Source organism: Vibrio inusitatus, from assembly GCA_024346935.1.
Lineage (GTDB): Bacteria > Pseudomonadota > Gammaproteobacteria > Enterobacterales > Vibrionaceae > Vibrio > Vibrio inusitatus.
Window position 1 is genome coordinate 651,427 of record AP024879.1, and the last position, 23,717, is coordinate 675,143.

The 23,717-nt window shown below is 42.4% G+C and carries 23 protein-coding genes; 9 read left to right on the plus strand and 14 right to left on the minus strand.

Annotated features, from left to right (window positions below; genetic code table 11):
- Window positions 1-29: 29 nt before the first annotated feature.
- The gene (locus OCU48_RS15960; RefSeq protein WP_141346653.1) at window positions 30-1,121 is read left to right on the plus strand and encodes a microcin C ABC transporter permease YejB; all 1,092 of its coding nucleotides are present in this window, start codon (window positions 30-32) and stop codon (window positions 1,119-1,121) included.
- On the plus strand, window positions 1,122-2,138 hold the full coding sequence (locus OCU48_RS15965; protein ID WP_141346654.1) for an ABC transporter permease: 1,017 nt from the start codon (window positions 1,122-1,124) through the stop codon (window positions 2,136-2,138).
- A 62-nt stretch (window positions 2,139-2,200) separates the two neighbouring features.
- Here the strand turns inward: OCU48_RS15965 and OCU48_RS15970 are convergent, their stop codons facing one another.
- Entirely contained in the window at window positions 2,201-2,443 is a 243-nt protein-coding gene (locus tag OCU48_RS15970; protein ID WP_141346655.1) for a hypothetical protein, read from the minus strand.
- A 246-nt stretch (window positions 2,444-2,689) separates the two neighbouring features.
- Here OCU48_RS15970 and OCU48_RS15975 point away from each other — a divergent pair, with 246 nt between their 5' ends.
- Together OCU48_RS15975 and OCU48_RS15980 are read left to right on the plus strand one after the other, a co-directional pair.
- A complete protein-coding gene (locus OCU48_RS15975) occupies window positions 2,690-4,282 on the plus strand; it encodes an ABC transporter ATP-binding protein (RefSeq protein WP_141346656.1) in 1,593 nt (530 codons plus the stop codon).
- Window positions 4,283-4,316: 34 nt separating this feature from the next.
- The gene (locus OCU48_RS15980; RefSeq protein WP_141346657.1) at window positions 4,317-5,777 is read left to right on the plus strand and encodes a protein adenylyltransferase SelO; all 1,461 of its coding nucleotides are present in this window, start codon (window positions 4,317-4,319) and stop codon (window positions 5,775-5,777) included.
- A 62-nt stretch (window positions 5,778-5,839) separates the two neighbouring features.
- On the opposite strand, the gene OCU48_RS15985 is transcribed toward OCU48_RS15980, so the two are convergent.
- The 5 genes from OCU48_RS15985 to OCU48_RS16005 form a co-directional block, all read right to left on the minus strand.
- Complete coding sequence (locus OCU48_RS15985) at window positions 5,840-6,220, minus strand: hypothetical protein (protein WP_141346658.1); 381 nt, start codon at window positions 6,218-6,220, stop codon at window positions 5,840-5,842.
- A gap of 100 nt (window positions 6,221-6,320) precedes the next feature.
- Window positions 6,321-6,734, minus strand: coding sequence for a glycine zipper family protein (locus OCU48_RS15990; RefSeq protein ID WP_141346659.1), 414 nt, complete (start codon window positions 6,732-6,734; stop codon window positions 6,321-6,323).
- A gap of 136 nt (window positions 6,735-6,870) precedes the next feature.
- Complete coding sequence (locus tag OCU48_RS15995; RefSeq protein ID WP_141346660.1) at window positions 6,871-8,574, minus strand: SgrR family transcriptional regulator; 1,704 nt, start codon at window positions 8,572-8,574, stop codon at window positions 6,871-6,873.
- Between the two features lie 66 nt (window positions 8,575-8,640).
- Window positions 8,641-8,862, minus strand: coding sequence for a DUF3389 family protein (locus OCU48_RS16000; RefSeq protein WP_141346661.1), 222 nt, complete (start codon window positions 8,860-8,862; stop codon window positions 8,641-8,643).
- Window positions 8,859-9,296: a hotdog fold thioesterase gene (locus OCU48_RS16005; protein WP_141346662.1), complete on the minus strand. Its 438-nt coding sequence runs from the start codon at window positions 9,294-9,296 to the stop codon at window positions 8,859-8,861. Before OCU48_RS16005 ends, OCU48_RS16000 begins: the two co-directional genes overlap by 4 nt.
- A 161-nt stretch (window positions 9,297-9,457) precedes the next feature.
- On the opposite strand from OCU48_RS16005, the gene OCU48_RS16010 reads away from it, so the two are divergent.
- Window positions 9,458-10,246, plus strand: coding sequence for a M48 family metallopeptidase (locus tag OCU48_RS16010; protein ID WP_141346663.1), 789 nt, complete (start codon window positions 9,458-9,460; stop codon window positions 10,244-10,246).
- Between the two features lie 142 nt (window positions 10,247-10,388).
- Window positions 10,389-10,961, plus strand: a complete 573-nt coding sequence (locus OCU48_RS16015) for a PhnA domain-containing protein (RefSeq protein WP_141346664.1) — start codon at window positions 10,389-10,391, stop codon at window positions 10,959-10,961.
- A 138-nt stretch (window positions 10,962-11,099) separates the two neighbouring features.
- Here the strand turns inward: OCU48_RS16015 and OCU48_RS16020 are convergent, their stop codons facing one another.
- From OCU48_RS16020 to OCU48_RS16030, 3 genes are all read right to left on the minus strand, one after another.
- The gene (locus OCU48_RS16020) at window positions 11,100-11,606 is read right to left on the minus strand and encodes a GNAT family N-acetyltransferase (RefSeq protein WP_141346665.1); all 507 of its coding nucleotides are present in this window, start codon (window positions 11,604-11,606) and stop codon (window positions 11,100-11,102) included.
- 31 nt (window positions 11,607-11,637) lie between these two features.
- A complete protein-coding gene (locus OCU48_RS16025; protein WP_141346666.1) occupies window positions 11,638-12,204 on the minus strand; it encodes a TetR/AcrR family transcriptional regulator in 567 nt (188 codons plus the stop codon).
- Between the two features lie 834 nt (window positions 12,205-13,038).
- The gene (locus OCU48_RS16030) at window positions 13,039-14,037 is read right to left on the minus strand and encodes a helix-turn-helix domain-containing protein (RefSeq protein ID WP_141346667.1); all 999 of its coding nucleotides are present in this window, start codon (window positions 14,035-14,037) and stop codon (window positions 13,039-13,041) included.
- A gap of 90 nt (window positions 14,038-14,127) precedes the next feature.
- Here OCU48_RS16030 and OCU48_RS16035 point away from each other — a divergent pair, with 90 nt between their 5' ends.
- The 3 genes from OCU48_RS16035 (at window position 14,128) to OCU48_RS16045 (ending at window position 17,948) form a co-directional block, all read left to right on the plus strand.
- Entirely contained in the window at window positions 14,128-15,498 is a 1,371-nt protein-coding gene (locus OCU48_RS16035) for a serine hydrolase domain-containing protein (protein WP_141346668.1), read from the plus strand.
- A 66-nt stretch (window positions 15,499-15,564) separates the two neighbouring features.
- Window positions 15,565-16,362: a hypothetical protein gene (locus tag OCU48_RS16040; protein ID WP_141346669.1), complete on the plus strand. Its 798-nt coding sequence runs from the start codon at window positions 15,565-15,567 to the stop codon at window positions 16,360-16,362.
- 596 nt (window positions 16,363-16,958) lie between these two features.
- Window positions 16,959-17,948: a LacI family DNA-binding transcriptional regulator gene (locus OCU48_RS16045; protein ID WP_141346670.1), complete on the plus strand. Its 990-nt coding sequence runs from the start codon at window positions 16,959-16,961 to the stop codon at window positions 17,946-17,948.
- A 137-nt stretch (window positions 17,949-18,085) separates the two neighbouring features.
- Here the strand turns inward: OCU48_RS16045 and OCU48_RS16050 are convergent, their stop codons facing one another.
- The 5 genes from OCU48_RS16050 to OCU48_RS16070 all read right to left on the minus strand — a co-directional run bounded on the left by OCU48_RS16050 (window position 18,086) and on the right by OCU48_RS16070 (window position 23,659).
- On the minus strand, window positions 18,086-18,697 hold the full coding sequence (locus OCU48_RS16050) for a dual specificity protein phosphatase family protein (RefSeq protein ID WP_208727204.1): 612 nt from the start codon (window positions 18,695-18,697) through the stop codon (window positions 18,086-18,088).
- 21 nt (window positions 18,698-18,718) lie between these two features.
- Window positions 18,719-19,549, minus strand: coding sequence for an inositol monophosphatase family protein (locus OCU48_RS16055; RefSeq protein WP_167496220.1), 831 nt, complete (start codon window positions 19,547-19,549; stop codon window positions 18,719-18,721).
- A 74-nt stretch (window positions 19,550-19,623) separates the two neighbouring features.
- A complete protein-coding gene (locus OCU48_RS16060; protein ID WP_141346672.1) occupies window positions 19,624-20,751 on the minus strand; it encodes an ABC transporter substrate-binding protein in 1,128 nt (375 codons plus the stop codon).
- Complete coding sequence (locus tag OCU48_RS16065; RefSeq protein WP_141346673.1) at window positions 20,748-21,908, minus strand: ABC transporter ATP-binding protein; 1,161 nt, start codon at window positions 21,906-21,908, stop codon at window positions 20,748-20,750. Before OCU48_RS16065 ends, OCU48_RS16060 begins: the two co-directional genes overlap by 4 nt.
- The gene (locus OCU48_RS16070; protein ID WP_141346674.1) at window positions 21,908-23,659 is read right to left on the minus strand and encodes an ABC transporter permease; all 1,752 of its coding nucleotides are present in this window, start codon (window positions 23,657-23,659) and stop codon (window positions 21,908-21,910) included. Before OCU48_RS16070 ends, OCU48_RS16065 begins: the two co-directional genes overlap by 1 nt.
- Between the last annotated feature and the right edge of the window lie 58 nt (window positions 23,660-23,717).

Below are 23,717 nucleotides of genomic sequence, written 5' to 3' on the forward strand. Positions count from 1 at the left end.
CCTGTTTATCCATTCAAACATAGAGAGTTATGTCAGCTTATATAATAAGACGCCTGTTGCTGGTCATCCCCACCCTGTGGGCGATCATCACCATCAATTTCTTTGTCATCCAGATAGCTCCTGGCGGTCCAGTGGAGCAAGCTATTGCTCAAATGGAGGGCCTAGACTCGGGTGTAATGGAACGTTTTACCGGTGGTGGGCAAGAAGTCGAACTCAGCGCCGCTAATACCGATGCACAAACTACGGGTTATCGTGGTTCAAGGGGTATGGATCCCGAGGTAATTGAAGCGATCAAAAAACAGTTTGGTTTCGATAAACCAATCCATGTACGCTATTTTGAAATGCTAAAAAATTACATTACCTTTGATTTTGGTGAAAGCTTATTCAAGGGAGGCGATGTCATCGATCTCATTGTCGAACGCTTACCAGTGTCTATCTCTCTAGGGCTTTGGAGCACTTTGATTATTTACCTAATCTCCATACCTTTAGGAATAGTAAAAGCGATTCATCATGGTTCTCGGTTTGATATTTGGACCAGTGCTTTAGTCATTGTGGGCTATGCCATACCAGGATTTTTATTTGCGATACTGCTTATTATTGTTTTTTCTAGTGGTAACTACCTCGACTGGTTCCCTTTGCGAGGCTTAGTTTCATCTGACTTTGAACAGCTTAACTGGTACCAGAAAATTATCGATTACTTCTGGCATCTTACCCTACCTACCCTTGCTATGGTCATTGGCGGCTTTGCTACACTAACCATGTTAACCAAGAACTCTTTTCTTGATGAAATTAACAAGCAATATGTTGTTACGGCCAGAGCTAAAGGACTGGATGAAAGTAGTATTCTCTACAAGCACGTATTTCGCAATGCAATGTTAATTATTATTGCTGGATTTCCAAGTGCTTTTATCAGCATCTTCTTCACCGGTTCTATGTTGATTGAGGTGATGTTCTCACTCGAGGGAATTGGACTTCTCGGCTTTGAGTCCACGATTCAACGAGACTACCCTGTGGTATTTAGTTCCTTATATATCATGACCTTACTCGGTTTATTGTTGAGTATCATTTCTGATCTCACCTATTCGTGGGTCGATCCACGCATCGACTTTGAGGCCAGATAGATGAACCCATTACTTAAACTGCGCATTCAGCGCTTTACAGCAAATAAACGCGGCTTCTGGTCTCTCTGGATTTTTACTCTTTTGTTTACGGTCAGTTTATTTGCTGAACTCGTTGCCAATGATAAGCCTCTCTTTGTCAGCTTTGACGATGGTTGGTACTTTCCCATTGCACAGCAATACTCTGAAATTGAATTTGGCGGTGAATTTGCTGCCGAAGCGGATTACACCGACCCTTATGTACAAGACCTTATTAATGAAAAAGGCTACATGGTTTGGCCAATCATCCGGTTTAGTTATGACACCATTAATTACGATCTACCAGGTCCTGCACCCTCTGCACCTGATTCAATTAATTGGTTAGGCACCGACGATAGAGGAAGAGATGTGCTTGCTCGTATTATTTATGGGTTCCGTATATCCGTCTTATTTGGTTTTGTATTGACCATTGTCAGTAGCATTATTGGTGTTGTTGTCGGTGCAACTCAGGGCTATTACGGTGGCAAGCTTGATCTTATAGGTCAACGATTCATCGAAGTTTGGTCAGGAATGCCTACCCTGTTCTTGCTTATTATCTTATCGAGTTTTGTAGAACCGAGCTTTTGGTGGCTACTGGGTATTATGGTGCTATTTAGCTGGATGAGTTTAGTGGGTGTGGTGCGCGCAGAATTTTTGCGATGCCGTAACTTTGATTATGTAAAGGCAGCTCACGCATTGGGCGTAAGCGATAAACGAATCATTAGCAGGCATATGCTGCCAAACGCTATGGTAGCAACTCTGACTATGATTCCGTTTATTCTATCTGGATCAGTAACCACACTAACGTCACTGGACTTCTTAGGATTTGGTTTGCCTAGCGGATCACCATCTCTTGGTGAGCTGCTAGCTCAAGGTAAGGCTAACCTTCAAGCACCATGGCTCGGTTTTTCTGCATTTATCGTTTTATCGATAATGTTGAGTTTATTGGTATTTATCGGAGAGGCGGTAAGAGACGCATTTGACCCTCACGCGCAAGCGTAGGATATAAAAAAGAGGCGTAAAACGCCTCTTCAACAAAACTGGGTAATAAACTAAATTGCTTCTTAGCTCGTTTGCTCTGAAAGCTTAAGACGTTCGATAGACTGTTTCAGTTCGTTAGCAAGGTCAGTTGTAGCCGATAGGCTAGATTCGTTTTGACCGGCAATAGCGTCAACCATAGAAGTTGCTTGCTGAAGCGCATCGTTAACCGTCGCATCTAGAGAGCGTAAACATTTTTGCGCCAATTGAAGATGCAATTCCGCCTCTTTTGCGAGGCTGTAAGCTGATTTGTAGATTTCTTTTGGCATTTTAGCCTCCTGAGTCAATTTAGGGGGGTATGAGACAAAGTATTCGAAAGTCGAATATTGTATTTAAATACTACAAATAAGATATATTAATTTAGTTTAATGGGCTACATTTTATTTGAGAAAATGAGATACATAGCGCAAAACAGCCTAGAAAACATACCGATCTTTAAAATAAACGACATCGTTTGCGCAATCGATGTCGAACAAGACCTACAAAAGTAGCAAACTCAATCAACAAGGAACGACATGACTCAAGCATTACTCCACATTGAAAACCTCTCTGTTGCCTTCGGGGGAAAGACCCACCCCAGAACGGTGACACACAATGTGAGCTTGTCCGTCAATAAAGGCGAAACGCTCGCCTTAGTCGGTGAAAGTGGCTCAGGTAAATCTGTGACCGCTAATGCTATTTTACGTCTACTACCTAAAGCGAGTACCGTTTATCAAACTGGCACCATACATTTTGATAAAGAAGAACTGCTAACGCTATCGGAGCGTCGAATGCGTGGCGTGCGGGGTGCTCGAATTGGTATGATTTTTCAAGAGCCAATGGTATCTCTAAATCCTCTTCATAAAATTGGTCGTCAACTGGTCGAGACTGTTGAAATACATCGCGGTCTTCGTGCCAATAAGGCTAAGACTCTTGCCCTAACGTGGCTTAATAAAGTAGGCATTCGTAACCCCGAGCAGAAGATCAATGCCTACCCTCATGAACTCAGTGGCGGAGAAAGACAGCGTGTGATGATTGCTCTAGCCCTTATCAATGAGCCCGAACTCCTGATTGCCGATGAGCCAACAACCGCATTAGACGTGTCTGTTCAAGCACAAATACTCGACCTGTTAAAAGATCTCCAACAAGAACTGGGCATGGCAATGCTTTTCATCACTCATGATTTAAGTATTGTTAAACGCATTGCCAATCGCGTTTGCGTAATGAAAGAAGGCCAGATAGTAGAAACCGGTGAATGCCAATCTCTGTTTAGCGACCCTAAGCATCCTTACACTAAGATGCTAATTGATGCAGATCCTTCCGGTTCTCCGGTAGAAGCTCCTGAAACCAATACGAACCTAGTTGAGGCGCACGATCTCAAGGTTTGGTTCCCGATTACAGGTGGAATATTTAAGCGGGTCGTTGACCACACTAAAGCTGTAACAGGTGTTAACTTCACCCTCAAGAAAGGTCACACACTAGGTTTAGTGGGTGAGAGTGGCTCAGGTAAATCAACAACTGGCATGGCCATCCTGCGATTAGTTGATAGTAATGGCAGCATTGTGTTTGATACCAAAGAGCTTTCCTCGCTTGATCGAAAACAGATGTTGCCTCTTAGAAGTCGAATGCAGGTGGTATTTCAAGACCCTTTCTCAGCTTTGAATCCGAGAATGTCAGTAGCACAGATCATTGGCGAAGGGTTATTAGTCCATCAAAACCTAACGGACTATGAAATTGACGCTGAAATATGTCGTGTAATGCAAGAAGTTGACCTTGACCAAGAAACTCGCCATCGATATCCCAATGAATTTTCTGGGGGACAACGACAGCGAATAGCCATTGCAAGGGCATTGATCCTGAAGCCTGAGTTTATCCTACTTGATGAACCCACTTCCTCACTCGATCGTACAGTACAAGCGCAAGTGCTCGACCTACTCAAGCAACTTCAACGCAAGTATGGCCTAACCTATCTTTTTATCAGTCATGACCTCAACGTAGTTCGCTCTGTTTGTCATGACACTATGGTACTCAAAGCTGGACAAGTCATTGAATACGGGAAAACAGAACAAGTATTTAATGCACCTAAACACGATTACACACAACATTTAGTGACATTGTCACAGATGTAGCCGCTCATCTCAAAACGTAAGGTTAAACCTATTTATGAAAAGCTTAGATCAGCTAAATTACCATCATACATACGCCGATCTTGGCTCTTCACTCTCTAGCAGAGTCGATCCGACACCCCTTCACGCCCCCTACCTCATCCATACCAACCATCGACTCGCAACAAAGCTAGGAATTGATATTAAGTCTGCTGACAATGAGGTACTTACACAACTTCTCTCTGGACAAGGTATCCTTGACTCTTGGTCACCCATTGCGATGAAGTACACGGGTCATCAATTTGGGCAGTACAACCCAGATCTTGGTGACGGTAGAGGACTTTTGCTCACGGAATTTGTCGATGACACAGGTAACAAATGGGACCTTCATCTAAAAGGGAGTGGCCAGACACCCTACTCCCGAGGTGCAGATGGACGAGCGGTTATTCGTTCAAGTGTAAGAGAGTATCTAGTGAGTGCAGCTATGGATGGACTGGGCATACCTACCACCCAAGCCTTGGCACTCTCAGGGGCTAAAACACCAGTACAACGAGAAAACATCGAATCGGCGGCGACGCTACTACGTGTCGCTCCGAGTCATGTTCGTTTTGGTCACTTTGAATACCTCTTTTACAGCGGGCAGCACACCGAAATACAAGCGTTAGCAGATTACATCATTCATTGGCATATGCCCGAACTCGAAGACCTTAATGATAAATACGCTGCGTTTTTCCAACAGGTCACAAAGAGCACAGCAACCATGATCGCTCACTGGCAAGTTTACGGCTTTTGTCACGGCGTAATGAACACGGATAACATGTCAATATTGGGCCTCACTTTCGACTATGGTCCGTTTGCCTTCCTCGATACGTATTTATCAAAACACATCTGTAATCATAGTGATTACAGCGGACGCTATGCATTCCACCAGCAACCAGGAATTGGTCAATGGAATCTATCGGCGCTAGGTTATGCGCTATCGTCATTGATTGATAGCAAGCAAATAGAAGCCTCTTTGCAAGCGTACTCGTCGCATATTCAAGCCGAATATCGACGATTGATGCGTGCACGTTTTGGATTCACGACTGAACGAGAAAATGACCCTGAGCTTATCAATTCTTGTTTGGACTTGATGGAAAAGTTGGGGCTGGATTTTCATTTTACGCTAAGGATTTTATCTGAGACTGGTCCGAATAACTGGAGCGATGCCGAGCTAAATAATTCGTTGAACAAGCCTGAATTTACGACCTGGCTTAGGGATTACGAGAAACGTATTTTACTGGATTACCAAAATGATCATGAACGCCAAAAGGCGATGCAAGGAGTCAACCCTAAATACATTTTGCGTACTCATCTAGCGCAAGAAACCATTCAGCAGGTTGAAAATGGACAATTTGATATTTTAGACACGTGGCTTGCGGTGTTAGCTAATCCATTTATTGAACACTCATGTCCTTCTCATTGGTCACTACCACCGCGCAGTGACCAAAAAGGCATTTGTCTTAGCTGTTCTTCATAGTTTTGATCATAAATTATGCCAACTTTCGCACGGTATAAACAGTGCGTTCTGCTTATTCAAGATTAGCTACATTGCTCAATGTATTGACTCATGATCATCTTTTGGTGGGTTTGCATATTGCCTGAATGAAAGGCGTTTGCTTGCTCCCAGCCTAATTGACGAGCGGCTTCCGATGCCGCCGTTACAACGGCCTCCCCCTCAGTAAGATCCGGGTTTAATGCCAATGTAGTCATAGCCGCCTGTTCAATATGCTTAAACATCCTGTCTTGGTATTGAGGAATATTAGCCTCTTTTGCCAAAAATGCTGCGTATCCACCACATCGAGCTTGTTGGATAAATGTTTCTGTAGTCGGAGGTGGATTAACAGTAAGCGCCATTGCTTGCGTACCCGTAAACAAAGTTAAAGCTAACGCAATTAAACGAAAAGTAACTGATTTTTTCATAACAAGAGATACCTAGGAGTCTGTGCTTCATTCATCTTTTATAGACAAACGAGTTTGGCGGATTGCCATTACATGTAGTGATTTGGGATAAGTTGGACGATTAATTTAGAGCAACGTAACCTCTACCCGACATACAGTTACGCACCACCTCAGAGTATGCCTCCTGATTGCTTGCTTCTACTGCATTACGTTTGCCTCTGTTGCCAAGTATGCCTAGGGTCATACCTATAGCAGCACCGGTTTTAGCTGCGTCTGAACCTGAGTTTCCTGATACACTTCCTGCTACCGCTCCCGCAGTTGCGCCTCGAGCACCACGTTTAGCCGTTTCTTGCACAACGTTATCAGCCTCCTCTTGAGGCGCTTGTAACCCAAGTCCTTCACAATACACTATGTCTTCGCTGAACTGATTAGAGTCATATTGTCCTTGATCATAAACCAATCCATGGGCATTAACAGGAAGAGTAAACGCGGTGCTAAGTACACCTACTAACAGGGTTGCTCGAAGTTTTTTCATATCAAATGCTACTCAATTTGCCACACAAAAGATGGAACATATTGTGTGGTAAATCGGCATTTATATGTATATAGCGAGCTTTAGTTGATTCATTCACTCGACTTATGAATGAAGCGCTACATTGAGTATCAAATAACTACACTCGTTGAATCTCGTTAGGTTGATTTAATTTAACCCAAACCTTAGAAAAGTCGAACCAACCCAATGCATTGCACTTCGCATTTTGCAGCGCACCACAATGATCTTTACTCACTCCTAGCCAGCAATGAAACATAGGTACTATCAAGTGATTTTCCACTAGATAGCGACCAAGTTCCCTTGCTGGAAATCTTGTATTTTGCTGACCTTGCCATTCTTGAACCACTTGATGAATATACTCCAATTGATTGTCAGTACTTAAGTGATCCAGGTTACTGTAATCCAGAAGCCAACCTAGCAAAGTATCGTCCCTATGCGTTCCCAGTCCCATAGGTTTGATCCAAATATCTATCGAATCAATATCATCAGGAACATGATCATAGCGTATAAACTGAACCGCCAATCCATCTTGCTTAAGTAGCGATGCTATAGCCTTAGATAACGTTGGAAATACTGGGTGATCGCTATGGTATGCAATACTGACCGTCTCTATCTGAGGGGGCGCCAATTGCCTTTGCGGCTTGCTATGGTACCAACCGGGTTTGAGACCATGTGCCGGAAGCAAACCAAGTTCAACGATAGATTCTTCTGAAAGTTGGGCAAACAGATTAAAACTGGTGAGCCTAGAAGCGAAGTACTCTTGCCACAGCTCATCGCGACCAAGTCCACTGCGTTGATTTACTGAAATGTAGGTACAGCCTGGGTCTAGAGCGACGTCGTCATCCGTGCGTTGTGTTGGCATATTCGGTTGAGACAAACTTGGATAAACAATACTTGAGTGAATTTCATCAATTACCCACACCTCAACCCGATCAACCAAGGGTCTATATCCAAAATAGTTATCAAATGCTTCAAGGATCAATCTCTTGTCATCATTCACAGAAACTCGATAAGGCCCTGTTCCACTGGGAAGGCGATCGAAATCTTCGATTTCGTCACTATTATAAGGGAGTACCTTGGCAACCGTTTCAGCAAGCAACACATCAAAATGATAATCAGGTCGGCTAAGTTCTATGTCGATAACCAAAGGGGATGGCGTGGTTACCTTTTGAATATGAGTGAACAGCGGTAAATTCGCTAACGACTTCAAGTGCTCAACCACATGTTCAGTTTCAAGCAACTGACCATTATGAAAACGAACCTTAGCTCTAAGATAAAAGCGCCAATGGCTTCCTTCAACATCATCCCATGAATGAGCAAGATCTTGAGTTAGCTTGTCATTTTCATCCAGTTGCGTGAGACCGCTAAAGACTTGATGGATGATGTTTTGCTCTGAACGTCGATGAGGCTTTCTCGGGTTTAACATCGAGAGCTGACGATAATAGGGCAGACTAAGAACTTGCTGGCCTTGTCTATGTTGTACACCTAGGTAATCTTGAATTACTTGGGTTAGGCGGTTGGCATCTTGATTGAGAACTTGCAGTGCCTGCCCAATACGCCCTTCTTCAAGGTAACGTTTTGCCAGACTCTCGCCAACATCTTGTCGGTTCTGCTTAAAGATAAGCTGAGATTGCTTCCCTCGTCCAGCCGAAGGATGCCACTCAATCCACCCTTCTTCACTGAGCTTATTCAGTACGATACGGGCGTTTCGTCTCGTACAAAACAAAATCTCAGTAATGTCTTCTATACGCGTTTCGCTATCTTCGCCTTTAAAATGCTCAAATAGGGTTTCAAACTGTGTTCGAAGTCGCGGGCTACTCATAAAGAGGAAATTCCAATTCTTAGAAAATGTATCAGTTTCCTCATTTTAGCATGAAGTGAGAGAGTTTTACGTTATCGGAATTCCAGTAACTTGCGAAATTTCTTCAATGATTTCAGAGGGAAGCTTAATAGAAAAACGGCTTTGCGCATCTAAAATCACCAATACCGGCCCCATCAGTTGAACAGCATCTGTTTGAGCTTGAAAAGTCAGACGATGATCACCGTCCAATCGAATCATGATCTCGTGGGCATTCACAATAATCTTCCCTAATTCAAAATCTAGAGTCATACCTTTGCCTTCTTAACCGCATTTCGAACCATCACTGTATGACGAGAAATACACACCAAGTTCCCTCTATCATCACGAATCTCAATGGACCAAATGTGTGTGGTCCCGCCCAAGTGGATGGGGGTAGCGATGCCAGTAACAATACCACTGCGTACCGCTTTAAGATGATTCGCATTGATTTCAAGGCCGACACAATGTCTGTCACCCTCACAACAGTGATACGCAGCATAAGAGCCCAGCGACTCGGCCAAAACTACAGAAGCCCCGCCATGCAATAGACCAAATGGTTGGTGTGTATTAGGTCCTACGGGCATGGTCGCGGTTAATGAATTATCAGAAACCTCTGTATAAACAATACCTAAGTGCTCAATTAGCGTATTTTTTGATTGGGCATTGAGAGATTCTAGACTGATGTCGCGTTTCCATATCGTCATCGATGTCTTTTCCTTTGTTTTTGCTACGTTCTGTTATCTTATTCTTTTTAAACACTTTAGTGTTTAATTTTTCCTGTTTTATGGAAAATCTTATGGCATCAACCACACTTGTACTAAACCAAGGTTAAGGGTTAGCGCAAAGATAGAAAAGGACCCCTTCTATGCGACTAAAAACACTAGTACTCTCATTGGCATCTGTCGCTATCGTTACCGCTTGCGCCACCTCTCCAACAGGGCGCAATCAGGTGATTTTATTTTCAGACAACCAAATGTCAGATCTCGGCAGTCAGTCTTTTGAAGAAATGAAAACAGAACTGACCATTAGTAAAGATACTAAAACCAATACTTACGTCCAATGTGTCACCAATGCCATTTTGGAGTATGTCCCCATTCAAGGCAGCTTCACCCAGTGGGAAGTCGTTATATTTGATAGTGAACAGGTTAACGCCTTTGCGCTACCAGGTGGCAAAATTGGTGTATATACCGGCTTGCTTAACGTTGCAGTGAATCAAGACCAACTCGCTACGGTCATAGGACATGAAATCGCCCATGTACTGGCAGAACACAGTAATGAGCGTATGTCACATGCCCAACTTGCTAATACTGGTATGCAGTTAAGCAATATTGCCCTAGCCAACCAAGACTATAGAAACGAAATAATGGCTTTGATGGGCGTAGGTGTTCAATACGGCGTGATGCTACCCTACGGAAGAACTCAAGAAAGCGAAGCGGACATTGTTGGGTTAGAGTTGATGGCTAAAGCGGGTTTTGACCCGTATCAAAGTGTTGATTTATGGAAAAACATGGCAAAAGCATCAGGAGGTAATCAACCACCAGAACTGCTTTCGACCCACCCGTCTCACGATACGAGAATCAAAGACCTAACAGCAAAAGCGGCAACGGTACCCAAATTCACAGGGCAAAAGCCTAACTGCCCAAAACCAGATTGATTTTATTGTTCTAAAATAATCAAATATGAACACGTTGGCGTAGAAAACTTATTCTAAATCAACATTGATCGCGAACTGCTTTCATTACAGTGGCGAAGTATGGATAATGTCGCCAAATTACAAGAGATAACAAGGTTAATACATGTCTATTGAATCAACACTACGTCAACGCTGCGGCGACAAATGTGAGCTATGTGGCGCAACGAACGATCTACAACCCTTTGCTGTAGCTCCTCACTCTCAAGCTACCGTAGACCACGGCGCACTGCTTTGTGATACATGCCGCACTCAAGTAGAAGACGCAGATCAGATGGACGTTAACCACTGGCGTTGTCTAAACGACAGTATGTGGAGCCAAGAGCCACCAGTACAAGTGCTAGCATGGCGTCAATTAACTCGTCTTACACGCAAAGGCGAAGCTTGGGCACAAGACCTGCTAGACATGATGTACATGGAAGAAGAAACAAAAACATGGGCTGAAACCGGCATGGAAAATGACGGTAAGAAACACGTTGATTGTCATGGCGCACCATTGTCAAAAGGTGACACGGTAACCATCATCAAAGACCTACCAGTTAAGGGGTCCTCAATGGTTGTTAAAATTGGCACTATGGTTAGAAACATCAGCCTTGCACAAGATGATCCAGAACTATTTTCTGGTAAAGTGGAAGGTCAATCTATGTGGTTACGTTGTGAGTTTTGCCGTAAGAAATAGGTTAAATTGACTGGAATGTTAAGGCGCTTTGATAGCGCCTTTTTTGCGCCATTTGCTCAATTGAGTAATTGAAATAGGCATAAAAAAGACGTTCAGTCGATGTTACTGAAAACAACAATTTACCTAACGCCTCTTTCTTTACACTTGCTCGCTAGGATGACGCCAAATAAGTGGTTCTGTATATGGGCCAGTCATGCTTGATGTCGATTGACCAACGTCATCTAGAGCACCTTCCGTTAACGCCAGTGCAAACCAATTCTCTAATGGCGCTAAAGACTCTACAGGCAAACCTACTTTGTGAGGCGTATTGTAGCGTTTACCGTAATGATGAAATTCACCCATAATAAATACTACGTCTGGTTTTAGCTCTTGTTCTGCCCTTTCCATCAATCGAGTAGCGTAACCTTGTCGCTGATATTCTGGAAGAACGGATAAAGGCGCAACCACATAACACTTCAGATGAGGCGCTGCATCGATAGTAATTGGTGTATAACAGGCATGAGCGACCCCGTCATAAACAATTGAATAGCTACCATCTGCGATTAGATCATCCGCAAACTCTGCGTACAGTTTTGCATGTCGTTCATCATAAAGACCACCAGCGACTGCAAATGTTTCATAGTGAATTTGGTAAGGAGTTTTCATTTTATTCTCATTATTTGTTTTGGTTAAGTGACTACAGCCCAAGCAATAAAAGCTGTTTTTGTATGAAGCGATCTTTAATTGCCATTAATGGATAGTCCTTTGTTGCGAACAAATAGTTCAAAGCAATACCATCTATTTCAGCAATAATCATATGGCTATCAACCTCAGGCGTAGCCGCTGGGATATCTCGTAAGATTTCCTCAAATGAAGTCATCATTAACTGATATCGTTCATCAAATAAGTCTTTCAAAAGGGTTCTTGTTGACCGCTGACACAAGATTTGAAAATCGACTTGGTAATATAACTTATGTTCAGGTGACGCCATTGATAAGAAAATCTTGTCAAGAAAATCAACTAACCTAGCTTTCGGGCTTTGTTCTAGATCGGTATTAACTACACTCTCGCCAACTTCATTAATTATCTCAGCCATTCGCATGAAGACTTCCCTAAGTAATCCATCTTTATTCTTGAAATGATGAAAAACCAAGCCTTTTGATACATTTGAATGCTCGCAAATAGCCGCAACGGACGTATTTTCGTAGCCCTTGGTTGCGAATAACTCAATTGCTGAGTCAATGATTTGTCTTTTTCTGTCCATATTATTTGTCTTCAATGTTTTGAATATGATAACTGACTGACTGGTCAGTCACTACAATAAGCGCATCATATATAGCTGAGTCATACTTTGCAAGTTCAATTCAGTTCTTAGTGAAGATGGGGCTGAACCTTTGTACCTATCTAGTCTATTGAATTCATTTCTGAAAAATACTGTTTACCGCCATAACAGAAAGTAATACCTGTTATGTAACAAAAGCATTATTCGACATATCTATAGAAATCGTACAATCACAGCAAACATACAAATACACTCAGTTTCTTAAATTAGTAAAGGTTAACTGTATGGCTTTCTTGAAAATATTAGTAGTACTTCTCCTATTGAATTGGCTATACGATCGATGGTGTATACGGACAGGTAAACGATTCTTTACTCCTAAGATGGATAGTTATACTCAGGAGGAATTGTATAACCCTCACGAAGGTTGGACTAGGGACCGGTTAGAGACTGACTTAATTAAATCTGTAGATATTTACATCGATGAGTATGGCGTTACGCACTACCGTCACCGTATTCAAAAGAGGACCCATTTAGCTATATTCTTAGGGTTTATGTCACTGGGTAAAAATAATTGTGATAGATAATGATAAAAGGCCACATAGACCTACTTGGCGGTGATTTGAAATTTGTTATCTTATGCGTAAGTAAGATTCAATCTCTTACTGGTTCTGTTGCCTGATTCAATGCAGCTAAGTGGTAAGTTACGATCTGATCTAGCTACACTGATCAAACACCCTCGCCTCATGTCTAAACCTTATTACAAAACAACTCACTGGAAGCACTACAACAAAGCGCTTATTGCTCATGTATCTTGACTTAATTTTTTATTTCACTTACTTGTGTCTGTTTCTTTCGGCTTCGATAACTTGGTGCAGTTGTGCCCACCCAGCCTTTAAATGCTCGGTTAAAGTTACTTAAATCACTGTAACCAACTTGCCAACTTATCTCTTGTACTGAAAGGTCGGTCTCATCGAGTAATTGTTTTGCTTTAATCTCACGAACCTCTTCTTTTGCCTCTTTAAACAGAATGCTTCTTTTCTTAAGATTTCTTTGCAGCGTACGCTTTGTTAAGCCGAGTAGGCTTGCAAACCACTCAATATTAAACCAAGGCAAGGTCGCGTACGTCTTTATCAGTGCTTCAACGGCCTGATGCCAATCTTGAGTGGTATATTGCTCAGAAATAGCGCGATAGTCATAGGGAAGAGGAATCGCAATCGCACCGTATTGCTGTTCAAATCGAATATCGGAATTAAAAAAATGTTTAGGCAGTTTACGTGCCCTATTATTTGTACACACTAATTTAGCGTGAGAAGGCTGCCACCTTTTATCCAAGAATGTGCGACAAAGGCTGATGATAGTGAGCATTCGAAACCATTCCGATTGTTCGAACCCAGATGTGGATGGATGATAGCAGCTTCGATGACATAACCACCATAATCCATCTTTTTTCTCCGTCCAAATCGTAACGTGATTGTTCAAGCTCGGCATTTCAGTAATCAAGCAATGAATGGCTTGCTCTAAGGACGTGCATTTTCCTATCTCGTGGTGTAGCTGTGGTGATAACTGTTCCAGAGAAGTGTGACGACCGACTTCAATTCCTATTGAATAACCAAAGTTACGCTCAAGCCCATGAATAAAACGGATCAGATCGTGTGTTGGAAGCCATTGATTTGATTGTGTTAGCTCAATCGGTAAACCACATTCAATAGCCACACCACGCCAGTCAAGTGATCTCTTGTCGCAATAGTCAATATATGGGGCGATATTGCTGGTAGAGCTCAACAATATACTGGTGGTAATAGATGATGCTTTCATGTTTTTGCGTTGCCTTTAAATGTCACCAAATGACCTAACCAAGTGTAACTTAGATCCATATACTTCTCCCAAAACAAATGAGAGAAGAACATGAAACTTAAACCCCTTGCCCTATTTATTTCATCACTGACTATTTCATCATTGGTAATTGCATCACAACCAGTTGATATAAACCCAGTAGAAGCGGCTCTAAAAGTTGAAGGTGCTCAGGTCACTCTGGCTGTGAAAGATGCTGACCAATCTTTTACGCCTAACTTCGTTGATTCAGCCCGCGATAATTTCAACAACTTCCATTGGCAGATGGGAGGAGACCACAGTTTTTACTACAACATGCACATGAGTGAGTTCATGCCAACAGCCCTCGCTGCACCTCATGAAGATTACAAACCTTTGGTTAAGAATATTGATTCTCGCCTTGCTAAGCTGACGGTTGACACTGAAAGCAAGGGAGAGTTGACGATGGAACAGTATCTTGCGGATGAACAATTTCGAACTCAAGGTTTCATGTTAATTCACAAAGGTGAGATTGTTTATGAGGCTTATCCAGGTATGAGTCCTACAGACACGCATGTTTGGGCATCAACCGCAAAAACGACCGTAGGTGCTGTGATTGCGATGTTAGTCGAAGAGGGAAAAGTTGACCCTGAAAAAGACATTACAGATTATGTAACAGAGCTTAAGGGAACAAACTGGCAAGGCATCACCGTACATCAGATTTTGAACATGTCGACTGCGTTAGATAATGAAGAGACATTAGAGTCTATCTTGAATCCAGACTCTGACGTAGTCCGTTTCTTTGCTGCTTCATTCAACTCACCAAGAGCTAAAACTGGTGAGATGGAAACATGGATGAATGTGGCCAAAGGCGCTCAAAAAATAGAAGGCGAAAAAGCAGGTGATCATTTCCGTTATGCGTCTATCAATACCATGGTTTTGACCAAGCTAGTAGAGAACATTGAAAACAAGACTTGGACTGAGGTATTCGAAGACCGCGTTTGGTCTAAAGTGCATGCTCGTCAGCCAATGCAGATCAACTTAACGCCGGACGGTATGGCTATTGCGGTAGGTTTAGTTTCAACCACCTTAGAAGATATGGCTCGTTGGGGAACATTATTTACACCTAGCTGGAAAGCTGTGGCTGATGAGCCAGTAATTTCACAAGCGGTGATCGAACGCATTCACAATGGCGGTAATACGAAAGCCTTTGTCGGCACTAGTAAAGAGAGCAGCTCCCTACACGCTTTCAATGAAAAAGCTGACTACAACTCTTACCAATTCGACTACATCTTCAATGACGGTGCAATGTCGAAAAGTGGCAACCTTGGCCAGTTTATTTACATCGATCCAGATCGTGATTTTGTAGGCGTAATGTTCTCAACCAACCCTTATCACTCTGGCTTTGGTGAAAATAAAGGCCCAGCACTGATGCGTTCAGCAGCCAAGTTACTCGCAGAGAAATAATCTCAATTTTCACCTCACATGGACACTTAAGCTTCAAGGAGGAAGCAAACTACTTTCGAGAATTCAATGAAAAAATTCGCTCTACTTATCCCGCTGAGTCTCGGGATTTGCTTACCCGCGTATTCCACTGAAACGAACACCGAAAATAGGGTTATCGACCCTGCAGATGTGACACAGGTGTACACGCAAGCTGCGTTAATGTTGAGTGGCAACTCTGATATTCAATTTCAGGGACAGATTTCAGGTGGCTTGGACAATGGTCAGCAGTTTGCATTGCTCGCTGAGGCGACTTTCGTGGACGATAGTAATACTACACTACGTGACCCTAATAAATTCGGTTCGGAATACAGTAACTCACGAATCCAATACTTCCATGTGTTTGAACCTGGATTACAAGCCACTCCAAAGATTGGTGTATCGCTAGACTACATTAATACTCGCACCAACATTAAGAATGATTTGCTGTCGGTCGGTGGCATTGTTGCGATTAATCCTGCGTATACCGGTGGCTTTTTGGTTTTTCCAAGAGCAGGTTTAATGGCGGGTAGTATGGACATTCCCGGCATTAGTTCATCTGAAGACAACTTAACGGGTTACTCACTTGGGCTAATTACCGCTAAACACTTAGGTGATAGTGGAGCCTATGTGTCCTTTGTTCCAGAATGGCAAGATCTCTCTGGTGATGAGATCAATATGCAAAATTTCTCTTTCAAGACATCGTTAAATGTACCGATGAACAGTGCCCGAACTTGGTGGTTAAATACTCGCTATGACATCACAAAAGGAGATATTAACGTCAATGATTCATCAGTGGCGAACAATTGGCAAACTGAAGCTTGGGTAGGTGTTAGGTACTATTTCTAGTCTTTCTTACCTTGCTTAAGTTAATGACAACAACTCTTGGTTAGGCTAATGAAATTTACAAACCTTTGGTCAAAATAAAGGTCTTGTATTGATTCGCTCCGCTTCTAAAATGCTACATGACAAGTAATGCCTTCGGCTAAACGACCCTTGGGAACAACGTATAAAAAGCCAGTCACGATGACTGGCTTTTGTCGTTTCAGTATTAATCAAAATTTTATTCACTTGCTATGTTCCCTAACGTCACCTGCGTCGATAACGGTATCTATATTCAAGCAACCTGATCTGATGGATTTACGCCCATCACGTGACACTGTCACCTAAATTATCCTATCTCAGAACTGCTTGCCACAACTGTACAGTCAACAAATGCAGGCATATCTAGATCAAAGCCTTAGCCATTCGTGACAAGCACAGCTACTGAGTTGAACAACCATCATCGACACTTTCTTCATTACAGGTTCTAATTCTGAGTCCGTCATGCCTGTTTCTAACACATCGCAATCTCGTTTTTATCGCGTAAACACATAAGTGTAACGGTCTAATGCTATGATTTAACGCATAAAAGTAATGATCTAGCCTTTGGATTTACAACTCGTATGACCAACTCTACTAAAAGTTTCATTAGCGCTCAGCAGGTTGCAGACTTAGCGGGAGTATCTCGTTCAGCGGTGTCTCGGACATTCACTGAGGGGGCAAGTGTTTCAGCTAAAACAAGAGAGCGAGTATTAAACGCCGCTGGTAAGCTAGGCTATCATGTAAACCATCTTGCGAAAGGCTTACACGATAAGAGCAATATCGTAAGCTTGATTACTACAGATATTAACACGCCATTTCAATCTCGTTTCATTGACACCTTGTCTCGAAGTCTGCAGAAAATTAATAAAGTCACCATGTTAATTAATACCAAAAGTGATGACGAGAGCGTAACTGAAGCGTTGAATCAAACGTTGAACTTTCGCGCCGAAGTATCCGTAGTTTTATCAGGTCAGCCCTCTAAAGCACTTATTGATCAATGCATAAGGAATGGACAACGCGTTATTTTGGTTAACCGTAATTATGTTCATCCAGACGCTGATAATATCCGTATAGACAACATTGGTTCAGCTAGAAAAGCGTTAGATATTCTTATAAATCAAGGATGCAAAAATATCGCTTTGATCAATTCAGATGTTAAGTCTTCAAGCCTTATGGCTCGTGAGGAGGGGTTTATGCTTGCGGCAAAGCAAGAAAAAGTATCGATTCAAGTGCTACGTTTTGGTGATTCATCTTACGCTTCTGGAGCATTTCTTGCTAAGCGTTTAAATCGACATACTGATGGAGTGTTTTGTGTAACCGATCTTCTTGCATGTGGATTAATGGACAGTCTTAAATCTCAAGGGTTCAATGTGCCAGAGGATATCGCTATCGTTGGCTTTGACGATATTGAACAAGCAAGTTGGAATAGTTATCAGCTCACGACATTTCAACAACCTATTGATAAAATTACATCACATATAATTGAACGTGTGCGAACTGCAACGGACTCACCAAATATAGATTATCAATACACACTGGATGCCGTAAAACGTAAAACGACCAAGCATTAACCAACTTATACAGGGCGCTTTAGTGCCCATATAATTAAGTTCAGTTTTATCAGATTCTAATGTTCATTTCTCGTTTAAAAAAGCCCCATAATTAAGGGGCTTAATAGTAGATTTAGCTCAACGACACCAATGCTAGATCAATTATTGAAACCATGTTCATCTAATATTTCTAACATCGTCTTCGCCTTTTCAATTGCTTCAATAAGGCTAGGTTTAGGTGTCTCAAACCATTCGTCTGATCGCAGATCTCGGCGTTCACGAACAACATCTATTGCAGATTGCAATGTCGGGTATAGCGCTGATTGTTTTCTATGCATAAACAACGAAGCAATCGCTACCGAACGACTTCGTCCACCTCGGCAATGTATAAGCACATTACCCTGCTCTCTCGTTGGATAGCTCGGTTTTTCTGGCAGTACTTGGTTAAATGCACCATCAAGTAGATAATAGCCAGCTAGAATCATTTGATGTGGATTACCTGGGCCATCAATGAGTCCCATTTTGTAGGTACGAACGCCACCACATCCCGCCGCAAGCTTTGCTCCTTCTTGCTCCAAATAAGGATCATTAACATAATTTATATCTAGGTTAACCGCGCAATTAACAACGGTAGTAATTCCTAGCTCTTTATGTAAGTCCTGATCTCGCGCCGACTCATAACCACCAAGGTATAGGTGCTGTCCATTAGGTCCAATATCACTGGCCACCAAATGAGCGGCATCGCGCTCATAAACAGGAGATATAATCATTTTTATTCCTATAAGGTAAAATTAAGCATATTGTTCTATTTCAATTAATACTTTGTCGGCAACAGCTTCTGCCAATGAAGGGATGACCGCAAATACTGGGCCTCCTTTGTGCCACTCAGCCAATTGCGTATAATTGTTGATAACCCCACCAGACTCTTTAACCAACAAAAGTCCAGCTAAGCAGTCCCAAGGGTTCATATGTAACTCCACATAACCATCGGTTCTCCCTTTGGCGACATAGGCTAATGCGAGGGCGCCCGAAGCACTTCGTCGTACATTGGCACCCAATTGACACAGATTTTTGAGAGCTGAAAAGTAATTTTCTTCACTCGAACGCTGATTCCAGCCAAGTTCAAGACTTGCTTCGTCAAACGATTCTGTTTTAGCCACTTGCAAATTACGACCATTCAGTGACGAGCCCTTTCCTTTCTCTGCAGTAAATAACTCATCATGAATAGGATCGAATATCAGCCCGAGTTTGGTATCGTTGTCACACACATACGCCATTACAATACAGAAGTGTGGTATGCCTCTAGCAAAATTGGCTGTTCCGTCAATTGGATCTAGAATCCACGTATTTGACTTTATCTCACCACCAGTTTCTTCACCGTAAACAGAGTCTTCAGGAAATGCGGTATATAATCGTTCTCGAATCAATAGCTCTACAGCAAGATCCGTCTCAGTAAGAAAATCTTGTGGCCCCTTATAGCCGATTTTGTCCGGCGTCATGGTAGTAAAAGCATCTTTGGCCATCTTGCCAGCTTCTTTAATTATTTCGATTGCGACTTCTAATCGCTGACTCAGATCTATGTCTGTTTCATTGGTAGTTTGTTTTTCAGCTACATATTGCATGTAAACCCTTGTTGAATGGTATACCAAGTGTTCAACTTGACTCATTCCGTAGTGTCAGTTATTTAGAAAATCGGTTAGCGAGTGAAATTAATACGCCAAATATCCGCCCAGTCCTGTCGGTTATCAAAGTCTTCCATTCCAGTCGTTGCGTCGTATTGAAGTATGTTTGAATAAACGTTTTGTACACCCGATGCCTCGTTTTGATTTGCCGGTATAGATTGATTACCAGATACTTTCCCATCAACAGTCTGGTTAGAAATTCCTTCTTCAGTCATAAGGAAGTGCAGGAACAGCTTTGCCGCATTAGGACTTTGAGTTTTCGTTGATATAACGCCGTAACCCGGAGTTGACCAACCAACAAACGGATACATAGTGTCACAAATACCAAGGTGAACTTTGCCCTGAGCTACATCACGGTACTTAGCTGTAGACATAAAGCCTACAAAGGAATCGGTTTGACCAGGCGCACCCACCGTGTCACCGGCTGCCGAATCAGAATCTGTTGGCAATGGCGAGTTTTTAGCCAATGCTTTTACCCAGCTTACTGTTGCCGACTCTTTACTAATATCTAATGGCTTTCCAAAGTACTGTTTGTATGCCTCTGCAATCTGTTTATCATGATGCATTTCGAGTTGATTAAACCAATCAAGAAAGCTCGCTTTATTTAAAGGATCTGGAATAGCCACTCTCCTATTCCATTTCGAATCGGTTAATGCCCAAATGTTATTCACCGGGCATTCAGCATGAATCTCTGTGTTGTAAGTCCAAACTGCAGGGTCGCCATAAACTAATAGTGGATCTTTTGCGTAATCTGCAATATCGCTTTTTAGAGTTGGTGAAACCCATGATTCAGCCATACCCATTGGAAGTAATTGAGCTACGGTCGCTGAAGCATCTCCCGTGATAATCACATCTCCTCGAATATTATTCGCACGGTATTCACGGATCATCATTTCTACTTGCGCAGAACTGCTCACCTTAGTACCTACCGCTTGAACCCCGTACTTTTTCGTAAAGTTTTCCGCAGTCTGAACAATTTTTCCTGAAGGCGCATAAACGGTAATAGGTGCTTCATCCTGGGCCGCACTAATCAATCCTTGGATATCTTTGTCATCCCCTGTTGAAGCAAACACTGCTGTAGGAGCAAATGCCACTGCCAATGAGATAGAAAGTATTGTGGATCTAAAAGCGTTAATTTTCACAACATGACTCCTAGTTCGTCATTATTAGGTTTAGGAATACTTATTTGATGATTGTTTATTAATGGCCAGTCAAATCGCTTGCCATCAGCGTTAAATAAAAGAATGTCTTGTGGGGAAATAGACAGATTCATAGTGTCACCTTCCACATGAGAGGGCGGAATTTGCGTATTAATATGAATTTTATGATCAGCGATACTCAGTTCGAGAATCCAACTGCCTCCAGTCGGCAAAATACTTTCAAGTCGGGCTTTTAGGTTAAGTACTTTTATATCAGGAGTATCTTCAAGTCCCGTTATCTTGATTCGTTCTGGGCGAATACCAACAGAGCAGTTTGCCTCAAGATTTCCTAAATTATTTTCTAAATAGCGTTTAATTAATTCACTGCATAGCGACGGTTGGTCTAACTCAACAATGTTGATAGGGGGTGTCCCAACAAACTCAGCAACAAACCTATTTTCAGGACGATCATAAATATCGTTTGGGGTCCCTACCTGTTGTAACTCCCCGTCTTTCATTACCGCGATTTTGGTGGCAAGCGCCATTGCTTCCCATTGATCGTGAGTAACGAAAACGATAGTAGTATTGTAAGTAGAGTGAATGCGCTTTAGTTCCGTACGCATTTCAAGCCTAAGCCGGGCATCTAGATTTGATAGCGGTTCATCCATCAATAAGATATTCGGTTGAACAGCCAACATCCTCGCTAGTGCAACTCGTTGTTGCTGACCTCCTGAAAGTTGTGATGGATAACGAGATCGATATTTCTCAATACCTAATGTTTCCATAACAGACTGAATAATATCTTGGCGCTTTTTCTTATCTAACTTTTGTAATTTGAGCCCAAACTCGATGTTTTTTTCCACTGTCATGTGAGGCCAAAGCGCATAGCTTTGAAACACTAAACCCAACTTGCGCTTTTCCGATGATAAGAAGACTCCATCTTCTTTCGAGTCCACTATGGTATCGCCTAACACTATCTTTCCAGAAGATACGTTTTCTAAGCCCGCAATCATTCTCAATGTTGTTGTTTTTCCGCAGCCAGAAGGGCCCAGGATACACATGAACTCCCCTTCATTAATCAATAGATCTAACTGATCAACAGCGTGTCCTGCACCACGGTCAAATTGCTTGCAAACTTGGTGTAAATGGATATTTGGCATTAGTTTCCTAGTCCTTCTGCAAGATTAGTTTTTGTGAGTCTTTGAGTAAAATAAGTACCAATAAAGGCGATAAAACAAATAATGAGTACGACAGCATTCGCGGCTTGTGTGTAGTTGTAATCGATAAGTCGTAACGCATAGGTGGTGAGTACATCTGTCGATGGTACTGCCAATATAATGAATAGGCTTAACCCATTGATACCAGAGATAAAGGGCAATAAAATTCCCGTTACTAATGACCCTTTTTGAATCGGTAGCACAATCTGACGCATCCTGGTAATCCACCCTGCTCCCGCCATTTGTGCGGCTTCTTCCGGGTCTTTACCAAGCTGCATCATAGCCGATATACCAGCACGTGAAGCGTAAGGCATTTCATCGGCAATGAGAGCCAAAATGAGCAAGGTGACAGTGCCGTATAATGCGGGAATTGGACCTCTTTCCACTGCAAACAACGAAAGATAAGCCGCAGCAAATGCAATTCCAGGTACTAAATAGGGAAAGAAGGTAATTTGACGCAACGCGACGCTAAGCAATTTAATTGGGCTCCGTACGACAACATACCCAACCAGCAAGCCTAGTAACCCTGAACAAATAGAAGCAATACTAACGATCCACAATGTATTCCACACAGCGCTCCACAAATTCGAGCTAAATAAAATACCACTGCTTTCTGCAATCGTTGCGAGTCCAGAACCAATCCAATAATCAAGGGTAAAATTAGATAACGAAAAATCACCAGGAATTATCATCACAGTAGATAGCGCAAGCACCGTCAGCGGAACCACAACAGAACCTAAAAATACTGTCGCAGACAATAAGGTTGCAGGTAATCGCCACTGTCCTAATGGGCTAGGTTTATGCATAACCCCCTTGCTACCAACAGTCACAAAGCGCTTAGCCTCTTTGAGGAGTAAAGCATCGATTAGCAGTGAGACAACCCCAAAGAACATAATCGCCCCTGCTAATACTGCCGCTACACCGGTTTGACGAGATTCAATGCTTCTATACAACGACGTGGATAACACTTCGTAATTAACAGGAAGACCCAGTATGTAGGAAACACCAAACTCACCCAGTACCTTAGCAAAAATAAGAACACTCGCTGACATTAGTGCCGGCATCATCAATGGTATGATTATCTTAAAGGTAATAGTTCGTGGTTTAGCACCTAATATTCGAGCTGAATCCTCGAGTTGCGAATCAAAAGAGCGTAATGCATTTCCGAGAAGCAAAATAACAAATGGAATGTAATTTAAGGAAAGTATGATAATGATTGGCAGTTCACCATAGGCGAGCCAATCAGGTGTCGCGATGCCTAGATTTTCTAACCAACCTTGCTGTCCGCCCGTTGTTCGATTTTTAAATATCGTGGACCAAGCCATCGCGAACGTCCACGCAGGTAACATGTAAGGAACAATAAGCGCTGTCGCAAACCATTTTTTTCCAAACATATCACTACGGCTTACCAGCCAAGCTAGCACACTACCTAAACTTAAGGATATTGCGATAACGCCAAGGCTAACACGTAACGTGTGGCTTAAAGGTAGCCAAAAGAGTGATTCTGAAATAGGAGAAAATAACGTTCGAACTAAATAGTAATCGGTCCACTCTCCCATCGAATGACCTATTCTACGTTCATCGCCAAATTGCACTTGCACAGCGTCAAATAATAGCGAAAGCACCGGTACTGCAATGAAATAGCCGAAGACGACTAATAATAGCAACCCCATAATACTGGTTGGGGTCTGCATTATAAGTTGCATTCGGTACCGAATTGAATGAAAGCTAAATTGATGTTTTAGGCTTTGT